Origin of the sequence: Pseudomonas sp. Irchel s3h9 (genome assembly GCF_900187475.1) — a bacterium.
Lineage (GTDB): Bacteria > Pseudomonadota > Gammaproteobacteria > Pseudomonadales > Pseudomonadaceae > Aquipseudomonas > Aquipseudomonas neuropathica.
This window is the reverse complement of record NZ_FYDH01000013.1, coordinates 35,902-58,002: the sequence shown is the minus strand read 5'-3', so window position 1 is coordinate 58,002 and position 22,101 is coordinate 35,902. Positions and strand designations below refer to the sequence as shown.

Genomic DNA, 22,101 nt, shown 5'->3' with positions numbered 1-22,101 from the left:
AGGCTCCGCCATCTCATGGTGTCCATGTTCATTACTGGCGAACGCAGGGACAACCGTAAATTCGACCCGCTATTGATGACTTTTACGAATGAATCCGCGCACGCTCACTCCTTCCATGTCGTTATTGCTGGCTTTCGAGGCCGCCGCGCGCCATGAAAGCTACACCCGCGCCGCCCACGAACTGTCGCTGACGCAGAGTGCGGTCAGCCGTCAGGTGCAGATTCTCGAGAAGATGCTCGGCATGCGTTTGTTCACGCGCGAAGGCAGGCAAGTGGTGCTGACCGATGTCGGGCGCATGTATCAGCGCGAACTCGCCGAAGCGCTTGGGCAGATTCGCAGCGCGACCTTGCAGGCCATGGCATTTGGCTCGGGCATTCACAGCTTGCGCCTGGCAACGCTGCCGACTTTCGGTTCGAAGTGGCTATTGCCGCGACTCAAGGATTTCTACACCGCGCACCCGGGTATGACCGTGCATTTACATTCGCGGATCGAAGCGATCGATTTCGATACCAGCGAAATCGATGCGGCGATCTGCGTCGGCGGCGGGGACTGGCCGGGGTTGACCGCCCTGCCCTTGCACACCGAGGAACTGGTGGTGATCGCCAGTGCGCAGTTGTCCGACGCCGAACGCGACGACGCCGAACAACACATCGCCGGGCAACTGCTGCTCAATGTCAGCAGCAATGCCCAGGCGTGGGCGGAGTGGTTCAGCCATCAAGGTCTGCCGCACCGCAGCATGCGCATCGGGCCGAGCTTTGAAATGACTTCGCACTTGATTCAGGCAGTGCGGGCCAATATTGGTGTGGGTTTGGTGCCGCGGATTCTGGTTGAGGATGAGTTGTTGAGTGGTGAGTTGTTGCAACTGGGCGAGCCGATTACCAGTCGGCGCAGCTATTACCTGGTGTATCCGCCGCGCAATGAGAATTTGCCGTCGCTGAAAGCGTTTCGGGATTGGCTGGTAAAAACGTTGTGAACATGAGGACGCCAATCGCGAGCAGGCTCACTCCTACAGGGAAGCGCATTCCAACTGTAGGAGTGAGCCTGCTCGCGATGGCGTCAAATCAAACACCTCAAAACCGTGGCTTGACCGCCTTCCAGTCCGGCTTGTAGCGCTGCATCTGCCGCACATCATCACGCTGACGAATCCCGCACGTCAGATACTGATCATGCAGCTTGCCCAACTGCTCATGATCCAGCTCCAGCCCAAGCCCCGGCGCGCGGGTGATCTTCACGCAGCCATCGACAATCGGCAGTTTGCCACCCTTGATCACCTCCTCATCCGGCTCCTGCCACGGGTAATGGGTGTCGCAGGCGTAATCCAGATTCGGCACCGCCGCCGCGACATGCGCCATCGCCATGAGGCTGATACCCAGGTGCGAGTTGGAATGCATCGACACACCGAGACCGAACACATCGCACATTTTCGCCAGCGTCTGCGTGTCGCGCAGGCCGCCCCAGTAATGGTGATCGGCAAGCACGATCTGCACACTGTTCTGCGCAACGCTGCGACGGAACTCGTCGAAATCGGTGACCACCATGTTGGTCGCCAGCGGCAGACCAGTGCGCTTGTGCAGTTCGGCCATGCCGTCGAGGCCCGGGGTCGGGTCTTCGTAATACTGCAAATCATCGCCGAGCAATTCGGCCATGCGAATCGAGGTTTCCAGCGACCAGTTGCCGTTCGGATCGATGCGCAACGGGTAACCGGGAAAAGCCTTTTTCAACGCTTTGATGCACGCCACCTCATGCTCCGGCGGCAACGTACCGGCCTTGAGCTTGATGCTCTTGAAACCGTACGCCTCGATCATCCGCGCGGCCTGCGCAACGATCTGCTGCTCGCTGAGTGCTTCGCCCCAGTTGTCCGGCTTGTACGGCGAATCGACATGCTGCGCGTACTTGAAGAACAGATAGGCGCTGAACGGCACCTGATCGCGAATCGCGCCACCGAGCAGGTCCACCAGCGGCACATTCAGGTAATGCGCCTGCAAATCGAGGAAGGCTACTTCGAACGCCGAATAAGCATTGCTCACCGCTTTGCTGGCATGAGAACCGGGCGCGAGTTCGGCACCGGCAATAGTGGCGGGTTTGTTGGCGGCAACGGTGGCCTGCACGATCGCGCGTAACTGGTTGAGGTTGAACGGATCGAGACCGATCAGTTGCGCCTGCAACTGCTGCTGGATCGCCAGCGCCGGGGCATCGCCATAGCTTTCGCCGAGGCCGATGTAGCCGTTGTCGCTTTCGATCTCGATGATCGAGCGCAAGGCGAAGGGTTCATGAATGCCGCTGGCGTTGAGCAGCGGCGGATCGCGAAAGGCAATCGGGGTCACAGTTACGCGGGTGATTTTCAAGATAAGACTCCTGACAGATCAACAATCAATTCAATGGCTCGCGGCCGGGCTGGCCGTCGCAATAACGGCGGTGTCGTCATGCGGCTTTGCCGGGGTTTTGCCTTTGGCTCCTGGCGCCGTGCGGGCGAAGAAGATCACCACCGCCGCGATCAGCGACGTCGCCGCCAGGCCATACAGACCGCCCTCGATCGAGCCGGTGGTTTCTTCGAGGAAGCCGAACGCGGTCGGCGCAACGAAACCGCCGAGGTTGCCGATGGAGTTGATCAGGGCGATCACCGCAGCGGCGATACGCGCATCCAGATAGCTTTGCGGAATTGGCCAGAACAATGCCGACGCAGCCTTGAAGCCGATGGCGGCGAAGCAGATCGCGACGAAGGCGAAGATCGGCCCGCCGGTGGTCGACATGAACATGCCGATCGCCGCAATCACCAGCGTCAGCGCGACCCACGCCTGCTGGAACTTCCACTTGCCGGCCATCGCCGCGAAACCGTACATGGCGACAATCGAAATGATCCACGGGATCGAGTTGAGCAGGCCGACCTGGAAGTCGCCGAGATTGCCCATCTTCTTGATCATGCTTGGCAGCCAGAACGTCGCGCCGTAAATGGTCAGGGCGATGGAGAAATAGATGAAACAGAACAGCGCGATCTGCCGATCCGCCAATAGCTTGAACATCGACGGTTTGGCCACCTGCGACGCCTCACGAGCGCGCTGCTCCTCGGCAATCGCCGCCACCAGCGCTTCGCGCTCTTCTTCGCTCAGCCACTTGGCCTGACGCGGATGCGATTGCAGCCAGAACCAGACGAATGCGCAGAGCACCACTGAAGCCGCGCCCTCAATCAAAAACATCCACTGCCAGCCATGCAGGCCGAGGCCGCTGATGTGCAGCAACGCACCGGAGACCGGGCCGGAGATCACCGAGGCAATGGCCGAACCGCTGAGAAACACCGCCATGGTCTTGCCGCGCTCGGAGGCCGGCAGCCATTGGGTGAAGTAATAAATGATCCCCGGAAAGAACCCCGCCTCCGCCGCACCGAGAATAAAGCGCAACACATAGAAACTGGTCTCCCCTCTGACGAAGGCCATGGCCATGGCCGCTGCGCCCCAGGTGAACATGATCCGCGTCAGCCAGACCCGTGCCCCGTAACGTTGCAGGAGCATGTTGGACGGCACTTCGAAAAGCGCATAACCAATAAAGAACAGACCGGCGCCGAGGCCATAAGCCGCAGCGCCGATGCCCAGATCGGTCTCCAGGTGACTGCGCACAAAACCGATGTTGACCCGATCGATGTAATTGACGATGAACATCACCACGAACAGCGGCAGCACGTGGCGCTTGACCTTGGCGGCGGCACGGGCGAGAACCGTGACGTCCAGCGGACTCTGGAGGGTTTTCAAGGGCGACTCCCGATTTTGTTTTTTTAGGGATGGCGTGAAGCGTTGAGCCGATCATGGACGGGGTCATTGATCCCGTCTAATCTAACTTGGCATTCGATTGATACCCGGATTAGATCAATGTTCGAACTGACTCAACTGCGCTGCTTCACCACCGTCGCCACCGAACTCAACTTTCGCCGCGCCGCCGAGCGACTGAACATGACGCAGCCGCCGCTGAGTCGGCAGATTCAATTGCTCGAACATCACCTCGGCGTCGAGCTGTTCACCCGCAGCACTCGTAGCGTCGCGCTGACGGCTGCCGGTCGGGCGTTCTTCGTCGAAGCACAGAACCTGCTGGAGCGCGCACAGCAAGCGGCGGTCACTGCCCGGCGGTTTGCCGAGGGCGATATCGGTTCGGTGAACATCAGCTTTGTCGGCAGCGCGGTGTATGAGTTTCTGCCCAAGGTGATCGCCGAGGCGCGACTGAAACAGCCGCAGGTGAAAATCGATCTGACGGAAATGAACACGTACCAGCAACACGAAGCCCTGCGCGCGCGCCGCATCGATCTGGGCATCGCCCGCGCGCCGCTACTGGAACCGGGGTACGCCACCGAGTGCCTGGTGCGCGAGCCGTTTGTGCTGGCAGTGCCGAGTGAACACCCATTGGCAACGGCGGCTGAAGTGGCGGTCAGTGACCTGGATAAACAACCGTTCCTGATGTATTCACACGCAGCTTATCCGCCGTTCAACGAATTGCTGACCGGCATGCTGCGCTCAGCGCGGGTTGCGCCGGATTACGTGCAGTGGCTGGGCTCGTCGCTGACGATACTGGCACTGGTCAATGCGGGCATGGGCCTGGCGCTGGTGCCGCGTTGCGCTACCAGTGTGGTGTTCAAAAATGTAGTGTTTCGCGATATCGATTTGGGCGAAGGGGTGCAGAGCGAGCTGCATCTGATCTGGCGGGAGAACAACGACAACCCGGCGTTTGCGATGTTGCTGGAAGCGATTCGCCGGGCGGTGGCTGAGGGGTGGGGCCAGGTGACTGGCGACGCTGATTAGCGCTTTGGCGGTGGAGGCGCACTGGGTCCTTTAACCAGGGGTTTTGCCAATGGCTTGCCGTCTGGGCCCACGAAGAGACGTGCCACGTGAGGTGGCATGGGATTGGGTGCTTTTGCGCTCATGAAACAACCTCCTCGACAGAATTGAATTCGACCCACTGAACTTTTGAGGAATCTATCACCATTAATTCGGCGCCAAAAGTAAACACCTCGCCACCATCGCCAAGCCATTGTGGATTCAGCAAGATAAATTGCCCCTCCGAGGGACTGGAAGGCCACTCCAAAGGCCAGCCAAACAATCGCCTCTCGTCATTCAGTTGCAAAGTGACAAGGCGATCCTGTCGTTCAAAAGCGCTGTACCACTCGCTAGGATGGGAGCTTTTGCGTGTCAGGTGTCGCTTGCGTAGCCACACATGCAACATCCCGTTTGAAGCCAAATAACAGAAAAGCCCGGCGAGACATACTGAAACAATAAATGCCCACAATGCTTCCGCCCGAGCATCCCATTTCCCTAAAGAAAAGCCTTTCGAACCCACCCACAGACAAATTGCCCCAATCCCCAATACCGCGCCCTGAATCACAAACGTAAAAATCAGCGCCTGCACAATCTGCCCAAACGTATCCGGTCGTTTGAACGCCGTCAGCGAGTAAAAAATCCACGCCGACAAAAAACCGGGAATCAGGTACTGCAACAGCGGAATAACTTCTTTGACCAGATCATCCATGATCCGAGGCTCCTTGAAAGACCGGCCGATCTGACTATCGACCGCCCCTCAAAAGCCTAGTGCACACGGCTGAAAACCCTCACGCGCAACTGTCACCACTCATTACGCATCCTGCAAAATCAGATCCGCGCCCTTCTCCGCCACCATCAACACCGCCGCGTGAGTATTACCCGATGTCACGTTCGGAAAGATCGACGCATCAACAATCCGCAACCCTTGGAAACCGTGCACCTTCAGCCGCTTGTCGACCACCGACGTCTGCTCGTCAGCGCCCATCGCGCACGAACCACAGAGGTGATAGATCGAGCCACAGTTATCACGGAAGTACTGCAACATCTGTTCGTCTGTTTCTACCGCCGGCCCAGGCAAAACCTCGTCAACGGTAATGGACTTTAGCGCCGGCGCATTCATGATCTTGCGCATCAGGCGACTGCCTTGAACCACCTCGTCGATATCCTTTTGCGTGCTCAGGTAATTCGGATCGATCAGCGCCGCATCCCGGGGATTTTTCGAGGCGATTTCGATATGCCCACGGCTGGTCGGCCGGCACGGATTGAAGCACAGCAGAAAGCCGGAATACGGCTCAGGCTTGAGGCTGGCCTTGTTGTTTTTCGGGATCTGGTACGACAGCGGGTTGAAATACAGCTGCAGGTTCGGATGATTCTGCTGCGCGTCGCCACGGAAAAAACCACCGGCCTGATTGACGCTCATGGCCAAGGCGCCCTTGCGCGTCAGCAGGTATTTCACGCCGAGTTTGAACTGACCGAACAGCGAACTCAGTTCATCGTTGAGCGTCGGGATATTGGCCTTGTAGTAATAGCTGGCGCACAGGTGATCCTGCAGGTTCTGCCCGACTGCCGGCAGGTGTTTGACCAAGGGAATCTGATGTTTGGCCAGAAGCTCACGATCCGCCACGCCGGACAGTTGCAGGATCTTCGGTGTGTCGACGGCACCTGCACACAAGATCACTTCCTTGCGTGCGGTGAAGGTTCGTACCACGCCATGCTGAGTAATCGAGATCCCGGTCGCATGTTGTTGCGCGTCATCAAACAACACCCGATCCACCAACGCGAAGTGTTCGACCGTCAGGTTCGGCCGCTTCAGTGCTGGATGCAGGTGCGCGAAGCTGCTGGAGCAGCGCTGACCGTTCTTGGTGTTAACGTCGTAGAGACCCGCCCCTTCGAACTTCGCTCCGTTGAAATCTTCACTGCGCGGATAGCCAAGTTCCGAGCAGCCCTCAAGAAACACATCGCAGATCGGATGGGTCTGGCCCTTCATCGGCGTAATACTGATCGGGCCGCTGCCACCGTGATATTCGCTGTCACCCAGTGGATGATTTTCCAGTTTGCGGAAGTACTGCAACACGTCCTTGAAGCCCCAGCCGTCGTTGCCATTGGCGGCCCAATCATCAAAATCATGAGCCTGGCCGCGCACGTAGATCATCGCATTGATCGAGCCGGAGCCGCCCTGCACCTTGCCGCGCGGTGCATAGATTTCGCGGTTGCTCAGTTGTTTCTGTGGCTGGCTGTAATACATCCAGTTGAAGGTCGGGTTGTAATACATTTTGGCGAAGCCGACCGGAATCTTGAACCACAGGGAACTGTCCTTGCCGCCCGCTTCCAGCAACAGCACGGTGTATTGGCCCGAGGCCGAGAGCCGGTTGGCCAGCACGCAGCCAGCGGCGCCAGCGCCAGCGATGATGTAGTCGTATGTCATGCACGGTTACCGCGTAAGTCGTTGTACAAAATTCGCCGCCCTTGTGGGAGCGAGCTTGCTCGCGAAGACTGCCTGTCAGCTTGCAGTTTCATTGCCTGACACCCCGTCGGTTCGCGAGCGAGCTCACGTCAACAGGGGACTGGCCTGGCAATTAAAGCCTCTGTCAGCCGCGAGCTGGTGAGTTGTCTTTCACGTCCACCGGGGTCGGCGCCATCTGCAGGTGCAAACGCTCGCCGGTGTACGGCGAATGCTTGCGCACCACGTCCATGTTCAGCTCAACCCCCAGGCCCGGCTCCGTGGACGGAATGATGTAGCCGTCCTCCCACTGCAACGGTTTGGTCAGCACTTGCGCGTGGAAGCCACCCCACGTCTCGATGCTTTCCTGAATCAGGAAATTCGGCGTACAGGTCGCCAACTGGAAACTCGCCGCCGCGCCAATCGGCCCGTTGTACAAATGCGGGGCGATTTGCGCGTAGTAGGCTTCGGCCATGCTGGCGATCTTCTTGGCTTCGAGCAGACCGCCGCAGCGCGCCACGTTCATCTGCAGAATCGACGCGCCGCCAGCCTGCAACAGCTTGAAGAATTCGTACTTGGTGGTCAGGCGCTCGCCAGCGGCGATCGGGATGCTGGTCTTCGCCGCGACCTGCGCCATGGCCTCTTCCTGCCCCGGCGGCACTGGCTCTTCGAACCACAGCGGGTCGTATTTCTCCAGACGCTTGGCCAGGCGGATTGCCGACGAGGGCACCATCTGCCCGTGGGTGCCGAAGAGCAGGTCGCACTTGTCGCCGACTGCTTCGCGAATCTTGCGGCAGAAGGTTTCGCATCGCTCCAGCACTTCCAGCGAAATCTGGTGCCCGGAGTACGCGGTGTAAGGGCCGGCCGGATCAAACTTCACGGCGGTGAAGCCCTTGTTCATGTTCTCTATCGCGCACTCGGCGGCCAGATCCGGATCGTCGTAGTCGTACTCGCCACGGCTGTTGACCGGGTACAGGTAGGTGTAGGAACGCAGACGTTCATTGACCTTGCCGCCGAGCAACTCGTAAACCGGTTTGTTCGCGGCTTTGCCGATGATGTCCCAGCAGGCCATCTCCAGACCGCTGACCACGCCCATCATGGTCAGATCGGGACGCTGGGTGAATCCGCTGGAATACGCCTGGCGAAAGAAGCGCTCGATGTGGTGCGGATCGTGATTGAGCAGGTAGCGTTCGAACACGTCCTCAATAATCGGCAACATGGCTTTCGGGCCGAAGGTCGCGGCGTAGATCTCGCCGACACCTTCAATGCCACAATCGGTCTTCAGCTTGACGAACAGCCAGTACATGCCGCCGATGTGCGGTGGCGGTACGGCAACGATATGGGTTTCAAGGGCGATGATTTTCATCTCAGGCACCTGCTTTTTTCGAAGATTGACGATTGATTCGGGCACGCAAGGTCACAGCAGCGAGGGTGCCGATCAGACCGATAGTCGCGATGTAGCCGAAGTAGAGCTTGTAGCCGAGGGCGCCGGGAAAGTGCTCGGTGAGGTAGCCGTTGATCAGCGGGATAAAGGCATCCGGCATGTAACCGACGACCGAGACGATGCCGATGGCCAGACCGGTGATGCGCAGCGGAATGTTGCAGCTGTCGAGAATCGCCCAGTACAGACCACGAATCGCGTAAGTCATCAGACCGATGAAAATCACCGTGCCGATCAGCAGCCCCATACTGTTGAGTCCCGGAAATACGATAAGCCCGACGATGGCCAGACTGGCCAGCAGCAGCGCGACGATCAGCACCGAGATATTCGAGAATTTGTCGCCCAGCCAGCCGCCACCGATGCCGCCGATCGGGCGCATCCACAATTTGATCGTGGTGATGGTGCCGGCCATGACCGCCGTCATGCCGCTGCCTTGCAAGTAATCGGAGAAACTGTAGGTCGCCCAGAAGATGTGATACCCGCAGAACACGATGGCGGTCACCAGCCACAGCTCCGGGATCTTCACCAGCGTGCCCAGATCGCTGAGCAGATTGAACTTGCCCTTCTCCACCGCGGGCGTGTCTTCCATCGACTTCGGGTCCTTGATCAGCACCAGCAAGCAACCGATGGCGATACAGGTGAAGGCATACAGATAAACCACGTGTTTGAAGCCTTCGGCGGTCGACTCGCCCCGTGTCTCCGTGGCAAACGCGAACAGACCCAGCGCGACCGTCGCCAGCAACGCCTCAACCAGCCCGCGACCACCGTCGAGAATCCCGAAGAACCGGCCCTGTTCCGTGTGATGAGCAATCATCTTCACGCGCTTGAGCACCGAGGCCCAGAAGGTCAAACCGGTGGTCACCCCCCAGCAACCGAAGATGATCATCAGCCCGCTCATCGACGGTGCCGTCGAGTACCACAGGCCCAGAGCACCGGTGGCCACCAGCGAGAAGAAAATCAGAAAGCGCGGCGCAATGCGGTCGGCCAGCCAACCGCTAGGCAAGTAGCTGAGCAGAAAAATCGTGCCGAGCATCGAGTACAAATAACCCAGCTCGCTGTGGTTGATCTGGAACACCTCGAGCATGGTCGTTTGATAGACCTGACGAAGATAGAGAATCGGATAGATTGCGCCGGCGGCGAGCACCAGCAACATCAATTGGAAATAGCGACTTCCCTTGTCGCTCTGGCTTTTCACAGCCGACGTGGAACCCTGAACAGCGGCAGCAGAGGATGCATGCTTGGACATTGAAGTGACCTCGGGCGACCCGTGCTCCGGGCGCCCCTGATAATTGTTTTTATAGGTGCAGCGTGAGGCGTGTTGCGGTGGATCAGTACTTCATGACCACGAGTCGGGTCTGGGTGAATTCGAGCATGCCGTGCTTGCCGTCATCGCCGCCCAGGCCCGAGCGTTTCCAGCCGGCGTGGTAGCCCTGATACGGGTCGGCCGGGGTGCGATTGACGTACAACTCGCCGGCTTCGATGGCGTTGGCGACTTTCTGTGCGGTCCGGTAGTTCTCGGTGTAGAGCACCGATGACAGACCGAACTGATGATCGTTAGCCATCGCCAGCGCTTCATCAATGTCGCAGTACTTGAGCACCGGCAGCACCGGACCGAATATTTCTTCTTGGACGATTTCCATGTCCTGACGGCAACCGCTGAGCAGAGTCGGCGGATAGAAATGCCCCGGCCCTTGCGGCAACACGCCACCGCTTTCGAGCGTCGCGCCGGCAGCGATGGCGCGCTCGACCAAAGCGTGGATGTTCCGCTGCGAACTGGCGTTGACCAGCGGTCCCATCAGGTGGGCGTCGGTGGCGCGGTCGCCGAATTTCACTGCAGCGATTTTGGCCTTGAGCAGTGCGAGGAACCGGTCGTAGACACTTTCCTGCACATATACACGCTCTACCGCCGTGCACAACTGGCCGCAATGCGTGGTTTTCGACGCGATGATTGCTGTCGCGGCCGCTTCCAGGTCGGCATCCGCTTCGATGATCGCCGGGGTCTTGCCACCCAGTTCCAGCGAAGGTTTGGCGATGTTTGCCTTGCAATAATCGAGAACGATGCGCCCGGCGTTGACGCTGCCGGTTAGGGTAATAAGGCCCACGGCTTTATGGGTGCAAACGGCCGCTGCCGTGGCGTGATCCATGGTCAGGATGTTGATCACACCGGCCGGCATGCCCGATTGCTGCACCGCTTTGGCAATTTCAAATGCCGAGGTCGGTGTGTTGTTGCTCGGGCGCACCACCACGGTGTTACCGGCGATCAGCGCCGGGGCGATTTTGCGCAGCAACGTGTAAACCGGGTAGTTGAACGGGATCAGGCAGGCAACGACGCCGATCGGCTCGCGGTGCAGAAACAGGTTTTCGTCAGGGCTGTCGCTGGGGATGATTTCGCCTTCGATACGGCGCGCCCACTCTGCGTGGTAGCGAGTGATCTGCGCGGCGTAACGGGCTTCGTTGCTGGCATCGCTAACGCTTTTGCCGGATTCGGCGGCCAGTGCGGCACCGATGGTTTCAGCGCGATCTTCAAGGGCGGTGGCCAAGGCTCGCAGATGTTCGGCGCGCTCGATGCTGGTGAGTTTGCCCCAGACATTTTGTGCCGCTGCCGCCGCATCGACCGCCGCGGTGGCTTCTTCGGCGGTGGCACCCGACACATGACCGAGCAACGCTTCGGTGGCAGGGTTGTAGACCGCGATCAGCGCCGCGCTGGCAGGCTCGATAAATTGGCCGTTAACAAAATTTCGCTCGGTTCGCATGTGCATCGCCCATCGTTTGTTTTTATCAATGCAACTAGTCTTGTCATCGATGGCGGGTTGAACAAACGATTTATCGGGCGGTGGAACATTCGAAAAATGCAGGTTACCCCCGTATCAGCATAAACCCCCTGTAGGAGTGAGCCTGCTCGCGATGGTGGTGGTCAGTCACATATTTTTCGCTGAGAGACCGCCATCGCGAGCAGGCTCACTCCTACAAGGGAATCTGGGCTGACTCAGATAGCAGCGGTCGAGGGCTCTAACTGGCGCTGCGCCAGCCAGATTTCCTCTTGCAGCCATTGCGAAAAAACCTGCAACTGCGGCATCTCGGTCTGCTCCGGCCGGGTCACCAGCCAATACGACTGGTGCCCCTCCACATGCACATTCAGCACTTGCGTCAACTGCCCGCTGGCCAACTCGGCCGCGACCATGTGCCAGTCGGCAATGGTGATGCCCAGACCATCGGTCGCCGCCCGAATCGCCAGATCCAGTAGATCGAACTCGTAGCCGCCCTGGGTATCCACGCCGGTGATCCGCGCCGCATCGAGCCAATGTTTCCAGGTCAGATAACGCTGATCCTCCCTGGCCAATACGTGCAACAACGTCAGGCGATTGAGATCAATGCCCGACTCGCCACTTTCGCGGGCATACAGAGAGGGGGCGCACACGGCGATATGGCGCTCCTGAATCAACAATGAACTGTCGAGACCGTCCCACTCGCCGTCGCCAAAACGGATCGCACAATCGAGCGTGCTGGTTTCCGCGAGGCTGTCCTGCAAGCGTGTGGTGATGCTCAACTCAAGCTCCGGGTGTTGCTCGCGCAAACGGCCCAGACGCGGCATCAACCAGCGGCTGGTAAAGGTTGGCGGCGCATTGATATGCAAGCGGTTGGAGTGGGTTTTCTGCTGAATGCTGCGCACTGTCAGCTCGATCTTGTCGAATGACTGGTGCAATGCCCGCAGGAGGATCTTGCCGGCACCGGTCAGCTCCAAATGGTGATGGCGGCGCTCCAGCAAACTCTCGCCGAGCTGTTCTTCCAATTGCCGCACCTGCCGGCTGACGGCGCTTTGGGTGACATTGAGCAACTCGGCGGCGCGGGTAAAACTACCGGTGCTGCCGGCCACCTCGAACGCTTTGAGTGCGTTCAGGCCGGGCATTTTGCGTTTCATATCAAGGCACTCGAAAACCACTGACAGGGCGCAAAGCATCCCACGACTGTGCCGGACTGTCCTACAGGAATTTCCGAGTAACATGCATTCGACGCAGGTTTACTCACCGTTTTTATCGTTTGTTCAACCACCAGCGGATGGCAAAACTGCGCGGCATCTCTAATAAAAACAATCGAGAGCCGCTCCATGCCCTTCTCTGCTTCCTTTCGCTTGCGCACCACGTCCATCGTCCTGTTCTGCAGCATTGCCGCTCCGGCGATGGCTGTGCAGGTCACCGACAATCTTGATCTGGGCGGCGCCATTCGAGCGCGCTGGGACCTGGACCCGGATCGCGACATTCAGAAGTTCGGCCTCGACACGGTATTCCTCAGTGCCAAGTACAATTCCGACAGCTGGATCGGTGAAGCGCAGTACCGCTTTTACGGTCGTTCGTATCCCTACCAGTACACGAAAAACTACGGCGACATCCAGTTCGCCAAGTTCGCGTGGGTCGGCTACAAATTCAATCCCGATCAGCAAGTGCAGGTCGGCCTGAACACCGTGCCGTTCGGCTTGCAGCCGTACTTCGGCAGCACCTTCTACGAAACCCTTGGCAACGTTATCGGCCTCGAAGACGTGCAACAGGTCGGCGCCAAGTACATCCAGCAAAGTGGCGACTGGAACGTCCAGGCCGGTTACTACCTGCGCCCGGCGTGGCAAGGCAAAGGCACCAGCAATGGCGTGAGCTACTCCAGCATCGTCTCCGAGGCCGACAGTTACGTGGCTGACGGCAGCGACAATCAGGAGCGCAACACCCTGGTGCTGCGCGTGGCCAAGGCACTCGATCTGGGCCCGTGGAAGTCCGAGGTCGGCGTCTCCGGCCTGACTTCCAGCCTGCAAAACCGCGACACCCACAGCGATGGCCGGCGCAACGCCGTGGCCATCCACTATCTGGGCAAGAACGGGCCTTGGGGCGTGCAACTGCAAGCGGCGCGGCAACAGATGTCGCCGCGCAATCCCGGCAGTGATGAAGTGGTCACCCTCGGCGGCTACGACGGCACCTACAACGTCGCCAGTCGCGGCAATCTGTACGTGGCCGACCTGAGCTATGACGTCGGAGGCAAATACCTCTTTGATCAGGTCAGCGGGGTCAAGCTTTACGCCAACTACAGCGCCTTCGACAAATCCGCCAGCGGCTACAAGACGTCAGAGCGGATGATCCTCGGCAGCTCGTTTTCGGTGAGCAAATTGTGGGTCGCGGCCGAGTGGTTGTTTGGCCGGAATGATCCGTACATTGGCGGCAGCAGTTACACCCAGAGTCTGGCTGCGGGTGGGCTGGATCAGTGGGAGAACCAGTTGTATGTGAACGTTGGTTACTACTTCTGATCCCGACATGATTGCGCCGATGAGATAGCTTTCGCGAGCAGGCTCGCTCCCACATTGGAATTGCATTCCAGGGTAGGAGCGAGCCTGCTCGCGAAGGCGCCCGCACAAACTCCACTTGCATCAAACCCTCACCAATAGTCAGATACCCCCTACAAACAAAACCTACAAAAACAAACCGAGCCAAACGCTCGATCCGGGGTTCTGCCTCCATGCGTAAACTGCCCTCCCTCAACACCCTGCGCGTGTTCGAAGAAGTCGCGCGTCATCGCAGCTTCAGCCAGGCCGCACTCGGCCTTAACGTCACCCAGGGCGCAGTCAGTCGCCAGATCAAACAACTCGAAGACTACCTCGGCGTCGCGCTGTTCGTGCGCACCCCGCAAGGCCTCTCGTTGACCGAAGCCGGCAGCAATCTCAAACCGCATCTGGCCGAAGCCTTCGACCATATGGAACGCGCCCTGCAAGCGGTACGCGTGCCCAATCTGCGCCAGCGCCTGCGCGTACTCGCCCCACCGACCTGGGCGACACGCTGGCTGTCGCCACACCTGCGCGCGTTCTGCCAGCGCTACCCCGATATCAGCCTCAGCGTGACCAATCAGGCCAGTCACGACAGCCTCGCGGACATCGATTGCCACATTCGTTTTGGCCTCGCCGCGTCAACCCACTGCGCCAGTCAGTTATTGGTCATGGAACGGCATATTGCGGTGGCCAGTCCGGAGCTGTTTAACGGCGATCAAGCGCCAGACCTGCACGAGTTTCCGTTGTTGCACATTCTGCATGACGGCAAGCGTCTGAAGGTCTGGGAGAACTGGTTGGCGGCGATGGGGCGAGAGGATATCGATGCGGGACAAGGCTTGGAATTCAGCACGCTGGATCAGGTGATTCACACCGCACTGGCGGGTGGCGGACTGGCGGTGATTGATCGGCAGATGATCGAGAAGGAGTTGGCCAACGGCAGCCTGGTGCCGATCACTCCGATTGAAGTGATCGGCCCGTATGGGTATTGGCTGGATGTGGCGAATGACAAGCAAGGCCTGTCGAAAGTGAAGCTGTTCACCGATTGGCTGAGCCTGGTGAGCAATCCCTGAAAGAGCCCCTCACCCTAGCCCTCTCCCGGAGGGAGAGGGAACTGACGGTGGTGAATGTGCGAAGTGCGGCAACCTGAAATATCGAGTCGGACGTAGATTCTGAATACTACATAGATCTGCCCCCTTTCCCCCTCGCCCCACAAAGGAAGAGGGAACTGGTCGGGGTGAATGTATGGGGGACACCGATCTGAAATCTCGAGTCGAACGCAAACGTTGAAAGCCACAAAGATCGGCCCCCTTTCCCCTCGCCCCTCTGGGGAGAGGGCTGGGGTGAGGGGGGGAGGTTTTAAGCCTTGCACATCAAATCGGCGTGACGACTTTGCTCACCACAATCGAACTCCCCTCCACCGTGGTCTGCGCCTTGCACGCCTGACTCAACGTCAGCGACTTGGTCTCCGGCGCCCACGCCCACGACAGCCATGCACCAATCGCCAGAATCGCCGCGAGAATGCCCATCGTCGGGCTCAATCCGATCCCGGCCACACTCACCGGCAGCAGGAACGTACTGACGGCCGACCCCAAGCGACTCACTGCCGTCGCCAGCCCGATACCGCTGGCGCGAACCTCGGTCGGAAAGCTCTCCGCCGGGAACACCCCGACCAGATTGCTCACCGCCGACAACACCAACGTAAACAGACCAAACACCAGCACCATCAGCCACGCCGCACTGCCCGGCAGTACCGCCAGCAGAAACAGCGCCGCCGCGAGAATGATGAACGAGTTGATGAGGAATCCACGCCGGGTGAATTTGATCGTGCACCAGATACCGATCAGCGCGCCGAGGATCAGCAGCATGTTCAACATCAACTCGGTACCAAATCCTTCGGCCAGGCCCATCTTCTGCAAAATCGACGGCAGGAACGTGTAGATCGCAAAGTACGGCATCACGATGCACACGAAGAACAGGCAGTTGAACGCGGTGCGCTTGCGGTACTCACGGCTGAACAGCACCGCATACCCGGAACGGGTTTCCGTAGAGCGGGTTTCGTCGAGTTCGACGTTATCGCCCAAGTGTTTTTTGACGATCGCCCGCGCCTCGGCGATGCGTCCCTGATTGACCAGCCAGCGCGGTGATTCCGGCGTGCCGATGCGCGCGATCAGGATCAACGCCGCCGGAATCGCCGACGATGCCAGCATCCAGCGCCAGGCATCATCACCAAGGCTGAGCATCGCCGTGCCAGCGAAGGTTGCGGCAACGTAACCGAAGGTCCAGATCACGCTGAAAGAACCGAGCAAAACGCCGCGATGTTTTTTCGGCGAGAACTCGGCCAGCATCGCGTGGCCGACGCTGAAGTCGCCGCCCAAGCCGATGCCGATCAGCACTCGGCAAAGAAACAGACTCATCGCTGTTTCGACATAAAACTGCATCACCGAGGCCACGGTGATCAGCACAAAACTGACCAGAAAGATTTTCTGGCGGCCGACCTTGTCGGAGATCCAGCCGAAAAACAGACTGCCGAGAAACAGCCCGATCAACGCCGACGCGCCGATCAAGCCTTGCCAGAACGCATCCAGCTGCATCTGCGGACTGAGCAAGGTGAACGCGATACCGATCAGGCCGAGAATGTAGCCGTCGGTGAAGTGCGCGCCGAAGGTCAGGCCGGCGATCTTGATGTGAAACCGGCCGATCGGCAGGTCATCGATTTTTATGGGTTGAGCGGACATGTTCGTCTCCAATTGTTGTTATTGACGGAGAAACCGATTGCTCTTGCTTTTGCTTTTTGTGGGAGCCGAGCTTGCTCGCGAAGGCGGCATGTCAGTCACATTACTTTCCACTGATAGACCGTCTTCGCGAGCAGGCTCAGCGCCCACAAAGATTGTTGTTTTCGGGGAATCAGAGACCACCCATCAACAGGTATTTGATCTCCAGATAGTCATCCAGACCGTACTTCGAACCTTCGCGACCGAGGCCCGATTCCTTGATTCCGCCGAACGGTGCCACTTCAGTGGAGATGATCCCTTCGTTGATCCCGACCATGCCCGCCTCCAGGCCTTCAGCCATACGCCAGACCCGGCCGAAGTCGCGGCTGTAGAAATACGCCGACAACCCGAAAGGCGTGTCATTGGCGCGTTTCAGCACTTCGGCCTCGTCCTTGAAGCGGAAGCACGCTGCCACCGGACCGAAGGTTTCGTCCTGGGCAATCAGCATGTCGCCGTTAACTTCGGTGAGGATGGTCGGCTCGTAGAACGTGCCGCCCAAGGCGTGGCGGCGGCCGCCGCACAACAGTCTCGCGCCCTTCTCCAGGGCATCGCTGACATGGCTTTCCACCTTGGCCAGCGCCGCGCTGTTGATCAGTGGACCTTGTTCGGTGTCACCGTCCAGTGCACTGCCGACGCGCATCGCCGCCACCGCTTCCGCAAGCTTGCCGGTGAAGGCTTCGTAGACGCCGCCCTGAATAAAGAAGCGATTCACGCACACGCAAGTCTGCCCGGTATTGCGGAATTTCGAGGCCATTGCGCCTTTGACTGCGGCATCCAGATCAGCATCGTCGAAGACAATGAACGGCGCGTTGCCACCCAGTTCCAGCGAGACCTTTTTCAAGGTGTCGGCGGCCTGACGCATGAGCAACTTGCCGGTGCGAGTAGAGCCGGTGAAGGACAATTTGCGCACGATGCTCGATGCCTGCAGCGCGCCACCGATGGCGACGGCATCGCCGGACACAATGTTGAAGACACCGGCCGGAATCCCCGCCTGTTCGGCCAACACGGCCAAGGCAAAGGCCGACAGCGGCGTCTCTTCCGATGGTTTGAGAATCATCGTGCAACCCGCCGCCAGCGCCGGCCCGACCTTGCGAGTGACCATCGCCAACGGGAAATTCCACGGGGTGATCGCCGCGACCACACCAATGGCTTCCTTGACCACGATGATTCGCGCATCGGCCTTGTGGCTCGGGATCACATCGCCGTAGGCCCGCTTGGCTTCCTCGCCGAACCACTCAAGAAAACTCGCCGCGTAAACCACTTCGCCCATGGCCTCGGCCAGCGGCTTGCCTTGTTCACGACTGAGCAGCGTGGCCAGATCCTTCTGGTTGGCGAGCATCAATTCGCTCCAGCGCTTGAGGCGTTGACTGCGTTCCTTCGCGGTCAATTTGCGCCACGCCGGCAGTGCGCGGTGGGCGGCGTCGATGGCCAGGTTGGTCTCTTCGGCGCCAGCCTTCTGCACCTCAGTGATCAGCTCGCCGTTGGCCGGATTGCGCACCGGATAGGTCGCGCCGCCCTGCCCCCACTGGCCATCGATGAAGTTGCCGTGACGGATCAAATCGCTCATGCCACCGCTCCCTGCAGAGTGAAACGCTCAAGCCCCGGACGCGCCGAGCGGAGGATGCGTTTGCCGGCGGTGTAATCGTTGATCACGTCGCACGGGGTGTAATTGCGTTCCAGCTCATGCAATTCATCAGCGTCGAGCCTGGTTTCAAGTGCGGCCAATGCGCTGTCGAATTGCGCGGTGGTGTCGGCGCCGACCAGCATGCAATCAACGCCCGGATGGTTCGCCACCCAAGCCTGGGCGATCTGCGCATTCGACACACCGCGAGCTCGGGCTACGCGCTGCACCGAGTGGGCGATTTCGAACGAGGCTTCGTCGCTGTACATCTGCTGAGTGAAAAAGTCGGTCTGGTTGCGGGTCGACTGCACGTCACCGGTCAACAGACCACGCGCCAAAGGACTGAACACCGATACGCCGATGCCCTGATCGCGACAGAACGGAATCATTTCGCGCTCTTCTTCGCGGTAAGCGCAGTTCAGTTGCAGCTGCATGTTGATCGGTTTGACCCAACCATTGCGCTCGCAGGCCATGAGGATCTTCGCCAGTTGCCCGGTGAGCATGGTCGAAACGCCGATGTAACGGGCCTTGCCGGAGCGCACGATGTCATTCAAGGCGCCCATGGTTTCTTCGACCGGGGTGTTCACATCGAAGTAATGCAGCATGAAGACGTCGACGTAATCCATGTCCAGACGCTTCAGCGAGGCATCGATGCTGTCCATGATGTGCTTGCGCGAATGGCCGCTGGCGTTCATGCCGCTGCGGGTGCCGTAACCGACTTTGGTGGTGATCACCAGATCTTCGCGACGGGCCAGACGCTTGACGATGCGACCCACCACCTCTTCGCCGACACCGGCGGAATAGAAGTCGGCGAGGTCAATGAAGTTCACGCCGTTGTCCAGTGCGTGCGCGACGATCGGCTCACTCTGCTTTTCATTGAAGATCCACGGTTTCCAGTCCGGCGTGCCCATGTTCATGGTGCCCAGGCACAGACGCGAAACCTGCAGGCCGGAGTTGCCCAAACGGATGTATTGCATGGCGTCGACCTCAGGCTTTTGGCGTGTAGAAAGGATTGCTGATGTGCGCAACGACGTCTTTCAGTTGCGCGGTTTCCGGCTTGCCGGTCAGTGCCGCGCGGATCGCGGTGCGGCAGGCGTTGTAGTTGTTCAGGTACACCGCATCGAGGTCGTCGCACGCCGGGTTGACCCAATTGGCGGTGACGATTGCCCATTCGTCTTCGGCTTCCGGCGGCAGCGTGCCGTCGAGCAGCGCTTCGAGCACGGCTTTGGCGATCCCGGCCTGCGAGGCGCCCCACGTGGCGTTGCCGTGCAGGTCGCTGCTGATCGCGGCTTTATTCACGTACAAGGTCATCGGTTTGACCGGGATGTTCGGCTGCGCAATCACCATGAACGGGCAGTGCCCCTGGCTCGGCGACGCGAGGCTGTTGGCGAACGCCTGCCCGGCCGGGCCGTTACGCGGGCCAATCAGAATATTGATGTGCGCGGCGTTCACGCCCGGGCCTTCGAAACCTTCACCGATGTACAGGTCGAGTTCTTTCATCAGTCATTACTCTTGTGCGATACGAGGGATGTTCGATAGCTCACACGGGCCGAGTGGCGTGTGTGGTCAATAACGGGCGCGGTGAGTTGCGGCGGGAGAAATGGGACATGGCTGCAAACGCTCTCTGGTTGTTATTGATGAGCTGTGTTTGCGATTTTTTAACACCGGGACTGGAGCCGGCCGTAACCATTAAAAATCATGGGGCAATGAGTTTTAGTCATAGCCCTTCTCGCGGGCAAAAAAAACCCGCTCAGAGAGCGGGATGGTTGAAGGCGATGCGTCCGGATTGGCCATTGATGGCCGGCGCTCGATGCACACCGCCTGCAGGCGTGGTTACAGGCAGTCACGCACCGATTGGCGCAACGACCCGGACTTGGCCCACGGAGGCCCCTGATACAGCGAAACCCGACTGCCATCCTTGTACTTGACGATGTCGAGAATCTCGTCCGCCGTGATGATGCTCGGCGCGGTGATGCGGTAGCCGTTGGAAATCGACGTCTGCGAGGTTTTCGCGACATCCCGCTGCCACAACGGTAATAAACACGCAGCATAGTCCTTGGGCGACTTGGCGCTGGTCTTGCTGATATTCGGCTCACCCGGCACCAGCGATGCCGGCAACGAGCAACCTGCCAACAGGGTCAACGCCAGACTCCCGATCCATATCCGCATGGTGTATTCCTGATCTGAAAAAAGTGAATGTAGCGTGTAAGCGGCACTACATCCATCGTGGCACCGCGCCCTTGGCGCAATCTGCACAACTTTTCACAACCGTTCAGCGTGCTGACGAACAGGCTTTGCCCATCGACGAAAAATGCGACTACTCTTTTCTACCGAGAATGTTCTGGAGGTGATCATGCGGCTCAATGAATACGAACACGAACTTCAACGCGACCTGCAAAGCGTTGCATCGGACTTGAGATGGTCGGCGGTCGACCTCAAACGTATCGCAGAACAACTGCGCAAATCCGGTAACGAGGCAGATGCGCAAAGCGTGCTGAGATCCTGTGAGGTACTGCAAAGCGATGAGGAACGGCTGCAACTCTATGCCAAGGAAGTGAAAGCCCGCGCCATCAGCCGAACCAAGGTCCACTGAGACCCACCCGCCCTACCCTAAACAAAAGCCCCGACACATGCCGGGGCTCTTTCGTTACAGCCTGCCTGTCAGTGGGTTTTGTGACTTTGCGCGCGCGTCGAGCGTTTTTTGTAGCCAGGCAGTGCGGCGGCATAGGCCAGTGCTTCCTCCTGGCTGCCAAACGACGCCAGCCGATCGCCCTGGGTGCAAACCCGCCATGGGCCATTGTTCACGCTTAGCACGTCATAGCCGTTCATGTGCATCTTGTTCAACATCGGCATGCTCATGGACACCTCCATTTCGCTAACGGTCAGATCCAGCTTCACGCTTTTACCTTACACCCTGATCCGCCCGAAATGCCGACCGGGTGTCGCAAGCCGCATCCGTCATGGATCTGGCACTTTTCCCCGCCGCAAACGCTCCAAACTCCAAGGAAACCTTTGTTGCTGGCCCCGGCTCAAATATTGCAGTTTTATTACTATCTCGTGACAAGCAGTAAACAGGTAACAGATGAAAGTACGCGCAACCGTTATATGCGAACAGGATCGCCACGTTCTCCTGGTACGCAAACCCCACTGCCGCTGGACATTGCCCGGCGGCAAGGTCGAGCCCGGCGAAACCCGGGCAGAGGCAGCCGTGCGCGAATTGCAGGAAGAAACCGGCCTTGCCGCCGACGATGTGTTGTACCTGATGGAACTGCATAGCGGCAGCACGCGGCACCATGTCTACGAGGCGTCCGTGCCGGACTTTGAGCAAGTGCGCCCCCAGAACGAGATCACCGATTGCATCTGGCACCCACTGGACGCGGTGCGCAATCTGCACACCAGCGAGGCGACGCTGCGCATCGTTGAAGCGTTTCAACGGCGTTTATGAGGTGTTAGCCCGCGAAGGCTCGACGGCCAGCGCTCATTTCGGTGCGTAATTCACCGATGAAGTTGGAAATGTCACGGATCGTGACGAGGTGTTCCGGGGAAACGCCAGTGAGCAGCAATTCGACGCGCTCGCTGTCAGCCTCATAAACCTTGATCTGCAGCAGGCCCTGCGAATTCGGAATGCACTCGCACTTGAACGCAGGAAAGCCGGATTCGACAATCCGGCAAATTTCGTTAATGGCAAGCATGAGTGCACGCCTCGCAGGCGATGGGTCGGTCGACTCGTTGA

The 22,101-nt window shown here is 59.1% G+C and carries 21 protein-coding genes; 6 read left to right on the top strand and 15 right to left on the bottom strand.

Features of this window, described 5'->3' with window-relative positions; genetic code table 11:
* Positions 1–88: 88 nt before the first annotated feature.
* Positions 89–973 carry a LysR substrate-binding domain-containing protein gene (locus CKW26_RS21155; protein WP_095050036.1) on the top strand — a complete coding sequence of 295 codons (885 nt, stop codon included), beginning with the start codon at positions 89–91 and terminating at the stop codon, positions 971–973.
* A gap of 97 nt (positions 974–1,070) precedes the next feature.
* On the opposite strand, the gene CKW26_RS21150 is transcribed toward CKW26_RS21155, so the two are convergent.
* Together CKW26_RS21150 and CKW26_RS21145 are read right to left on the bottom strand one after the other, a co-directional pair.
* Positions 1,071–2,345 carry a glucarate dehydratase family protein gene (locus tag CKW26_RS21150; RefSeq protein WP_095050035.1) on the bottom strand — a complete coding sequence of 425 codons (1,275 nt, stop codon included), beginning with the start codon at positions 2,343–2,345 and terminating at the stop codon, positions 1,071–1,073.
* 30 nt (positions 2,346–2,375) lie between these two features.
* Complete coding sequence (locus CKW26_RS21145; RefSeq protein WP_095050034.1) at positions 2,376–3,743, bottom strand: MFS transporter; 1,368 nt, start codon at positions 3,741–3,743, stop codon at positions 2,376–2,378.
* Positions 3,744–3,860: 117 nt separating this feature from the next.
* On the opposite strand from CKW26_RS21145, the gene CKW26_RS21140 reads away from it, so the two are divergent.
* On the top strand, positions 3,861–4,781 hold the full coding sequence (locus CKW26_RS21140; RefSeq protein WP_095050033.1) for a LysR substrate-binding domain-containing protein: 921 nt from the start codon (positions 3,861–3,863) through the stop codon (positions 4,779–4,781).
* Positions 4,782–4,899: 118 nt separating this feature from the next.
* On the opposite strand, the gene CKW26_RS21135 is transcribed toward CKW26_RS21140, so the two are convergent.
* From CKW26_RS21135 to CKW26_RS21110, 6 genes are all read right to left on the bottom strand, one after another.
* Entirely contained in the window at positions 4,900–5,505 is a 606-nt protein-coding gene (locus CKW26_RS21135; protein ID WP_095050032.1) for a DUF6338 family protein, read from the bottom strand.
* Between the two features lie 102 nt (positions 5,506–5,607).
* Positions 5,608–7,221 (bottom strand): GMC family oxidoreductase, encoded by a 1,614-nt coding sequence (locus CKW26_RS21130; protein WP_095050031.1) that lies wholly within the window; start codon positions 7,219–7,221, stop codon positions 5,608–5,610.
* 163 nt (positions 7,222–7,384) lie between these two features.
* A complete protein-coding gene (locus CKW26_RS21125) occupies positions 7,385–8,602 on the bottom strand; it encodes a mandelate racemase/muconate lactonizing enzyme family protein (protein WP_095050030.1) in 1,218 nt (405 codons plus the stop codon).
* A 1-nt stretch (position 8,603) separates the two neighbouring features.
* The gene (locus CKW26_RS21120; protein ID WP_095050029.1) at positions 8,604–9,923 is read right to left on the bottom strand and encodes a nitrate/nitrite transporter; all 1,320 of its coding nucleotides are present in this window, start codon (positions 9,921–9,923) and stop codon (positions 8,604–8,606) included.
* A gap of 82 nt (positions 9,924–10,005) precedes the next feature.
* Positions 10,006–11,430 carry an aldehyde dehydrogenase gene (gene aldA / locus CKW26_RS21115; protein ID WP_095050128.1) on the bottom strand — a complete coding sequence of 475 codons (1,425 nt, stop codon included), beginning with the start codon at positions 11,428–11,430 and terminating at the stop codon, positions 10,006–10,008.
* Positions 11,431–11,663: 233 nt separating this feature from the next.
* Positions 11,664–12,596: a LysR substrate-binding domain-containing protein gene (locus CKW26_RS21110; protein WP_095050028.1), complete on the bottom strand. Its 933-nt coding sequence runs from the start codon at positions 12,594–12,596 to the stop codon at positions 11,664–11,666.
* A gap of 186 nt (positions 12,597–12,782) precedes the next feature.
* Between CKW26_RS21110 and CKW26_RS21105 the strand changes: the two genes are divergently transcribed.
* The gene (locus CKW26_RS21105; protein WP_095050027.1) at positions 12,783–13,961 is read left to right on the top strand and encodes a hypothetical protein; all 1,179 of its coding nucleotides are present in this window, start codon (positions 12,783–12,785) and stop codon (positions 13,959–13,961) included.
* A 209-nt stretch (positions 13,962–14,170) separates the two neighbouring features.
* On the top strand, positions 14,171–15,046 hold the full coding sequence (locus CKW26_RS21100) for a LysR substrate-binding domain-containing protein (RefSeq protein WP_095050026.1): 876 nt from the start codon (positions 14,171–14,173) through the stop codon (positions 15,044–15,046).
* A gap of 300 nt (positions 15,047–15,346) precedes the next feature.
* On the opposite strand, the gene CKW26_RS21095 is transcribed toward CKW26_RS21100, so the two are convergent.
* From CKW26_RS21095 to CKW26_RS21075, 5 genes are all read right to left on the bottom strand, one after another.
* Complete coding sequence (locus CKW26_RS21095) at positions 15,347–16,711, bottom strand: MFS transporter (protein ID WP_095050025.1); 1,365 nt, start codon at positions 16,709–16,711, stop codon at positions 15,347–15,349.
* A 169-nt stretch (positions 16,712–16,880) separates the two neighbouring features.
* Positions 16,881–18,314, bottom strand: a complete 1,434-nt coding sequence (locus tag CKW26_RS21090; protein ID WP_095050024.1) for an NAD-dependent succinate-semialdehyde dehydrogenase — start codon at positions 18,312–18,314, stop codon at positions 16,881–16,883.
* Positions 18,311–19,345: an aldo/keto reductase gene (locus CKW26_RS21085; protein ID WP_095050023.1), complete on the bottom strand. Its 1,035-nt coding sequence runs from the start codon at positions 19,343–19,345 to the stop codon at positions 18,311–18,313. Before CKW26_RS21085 ends, CKW26_RS21090 begins: the two co-directional genes overlap by 4 nt.
* A 10-nt stretch (positions 19,346–19,355) precedes the next feature.
* Positions 19,356–19,868 carry a formaldehyde-activating enzyme gene (fae, locus tag CKW26_RS21080; RefSeq protein ID WP_093437400.1) on the bottom strand — a complete coding sequence of 171 codons (513 nt, stop codon included), beginning with the start codon at positions 19,866–19,868 and terminating at the stop codon, positions 19,356–19,358.
* 333 nt (positions 19,869–20,201) lie between these two features.
* Positions 20,202–20,537: a hypothetical protein gene (locus tag CKW26_RS21075; protein ID WP_095050022.1), complete on the bottom strand. Its 336-nt coding sequence runs from the start codon at positions 20,535–20,537 to the stop codon at positions 20,202–20,204.
* 184 nt (positions 20,538–20,721) lie between these two features.
* On the opposite strand from CKW26_RS21075, the gene CKW26_RS21070 reads away from it, so the two are divergent.
* Positions 20,722–20,961, top strand: coding sequence for a hypothetical protein (locus CKW26_RS21070; protein ID WP_016983018.1), 240 nt, complete (start codon positions 20,722–20,724; stop codon positions 20,959–20,961).
* Positions 20,962–21,029: 68 nt separating this feature from the next.
* Here the strand turns inward: CKW26_RS21070 and CKW26_RS21065 are convergent, their stop codons facing one another.
* Positions 21,030–21,227: a DUF2188 domain-containing protein gene (locus CKW26_RS21065; protein WP_095050021.1), complete on the bottom strand. Its 198-nt coding sequence runs from the start codon at positions 21,225–21,227 to the stop codon at positions 21,030–21,032.
* A gap of 223 nt (positions 21,228–21,450) precedes the next feature.
* Here CKW26_RS21065 and CKW26_RS21060 point away from each other — a divergent pair, with 223 nt between their 5' ends.
* On the top strand, positions 21,451–21,813 hold the full coding sequence (locus tag CKW26_RS21060) for an NUDIX hydrolase (RefSeq protein WP_095050020.1): 363 nt from the start codon (positions 21,451–21,453) through the stop codon (positions 21,811–21,813).
* 4 nt (positions 21,814–21,817) lie between these two features.
* Here CKW26_RS21060 and CKW26_RS21055 read toward each other — a convergent pair whose 3' ends face one another.
* Positions 21,818–22,060, bottom strand: a complete 243-nt coding sequence (locus CKW26_RS21055) for a DUF1652 domain-containing protein (RefSeq protein WP_095050019.1) — start codon at positions 22,058–22,060, stop codon at positions 21,818–21,820.
* Between the last annotated feature and the right edge of the window lie 41 nt (positions 22,061–22,101).

Bases quoted from the DNA above. Each gene is read 5' to 3' on its own strand.
- fae (WP_093437400.1), bottom strand. From the start codon at position 19,868: ATGAAAGAACTCGACCTGTACATCGGTGAAGGTTTCGAAGGCCCGGGC.
- aldA (WP_095050128.1), bottom strand. From the start codon at position 11,430: ATGCGAACCGAGCGAAATTTTGTTAACGGCCAATTTATCGAGCCTGCC.
- CKW26_RS21090 (WP_095050024.1), bottom strand. From the start codon at position 18,314: ATGAGCGATTTGATCCGTCACGGCAACTTCATCGATGGCCAGTGGGGG.
- CKW26_RS21065 (WP_095050021.1), bottom strand. From the start codon at position 21,227: ATGAGCATGCCGATGTTGAACAAGATGCACATGAACGGCTATGACGTG.
- CKW26_RS21155 (WP_095050036.1), top strand. From the start codon at position 89: ATGAATCCGCGCACGCTCACTCCTTCCATGTCGTTATTGCTGGCTTTC.
- CKW26_RS21110 (WP_095050028.1), bottom strand. From the start codon at position 12,596: ATGAAACGCAAAATGCCCGGCCTGAACGCACTCAAAGCGTTCGAGGTG.
- CKW26_RS21135 (WP_095050032.1), bottom strand. From the start codon at position 5,505: ATGGATGATCTGGTCAAAGAAGTTATTCCGCTGTTGCAGTACCTGATT.
- CKW26_RS21055 (WP_095050019.1), bottom strand. From the start codon at position 22,060: ATGCTTGCCATTAACGAAATTTGCCGGATTGTCGAATCCGGCTTTCCT.
- CKW26_RS21120 (WP_095050029.1), bottom strand. From the start codon at position 9,923: ATGTCCAAGCATGCATCCTCTGCTGCCGCTGTTCAGGGTTCCACGTCG.
- CKW26_RS21060 (WP_095050020.1), top strand. From the start codon at position 21,451: ATGAAAGTACGCGCAACCGTTATATGCGAACAGGATCGCCACGTTCTC.
- CKW26_RS21075 (WP_095050022.1), bottom strand. From the start codon at position 20,537: ATGCGGATATGGATCGGGAGTCTGGCGTTGACCCTGTTGGCAGGTTGC.
- CKW26_RS21100 (WP_095050026.1), top strand. From the start codon at position 14,171: ATGCGTAAACTGCCCTCCCTCAACACCCTGCGCGTGTTCGAAGAAGTC.
- CKW26_RS21140 (WP_095050033.1), top strand. From the start codon at position 3,861: ATGTTCGAACTGACTCAACTGCGCTGCTTCACCACCGTCGCCACCGAA.
- CKW26_RS21130 (WP_095050031.1), bottom strand. From the start codon at position 7,221: ATGACATACGACTACATCATCGCTGGCGCTGGCGCCGCTGGCTGCGTG.
- CKW26_RS21125 (WP_095050030.1), bottom strand. From the start codon at position 8,602: ATGAAAATCATCGCCCTTGAAACCCATATCGTTGCCGTACCGCCACCG.
- CKW26_RS21105 (WP_095050027.1), top strand. From the start codon at position 12,783: ATGCCCTTCTCTGCTTCCTTTCGCTTGCGCACCACGTCCATCGTCCTG.
- CKW26_RS21085 (WP_095050023.1), bottom strand. From the start codon at position 19,345: ATGCAATACATCCGTTTGGGCAACTCCGGCCTGCAGGTTTCGCGTCTG.
- CKW26_RS21070 (WP_016983018.1), top strand. From the start codon at position 20,722: ATGCGGCTCAATGAATACGAACACGAACTTCAACGCGACCTGCAAAGC.
- CKW26_RS21095 (WP_095050025.1), bottom strand. From the start codon at position 16,711: ATGTCCGCTCAACCCATAAAAATCGATGACCTGCCGATCGGCCGGTTT.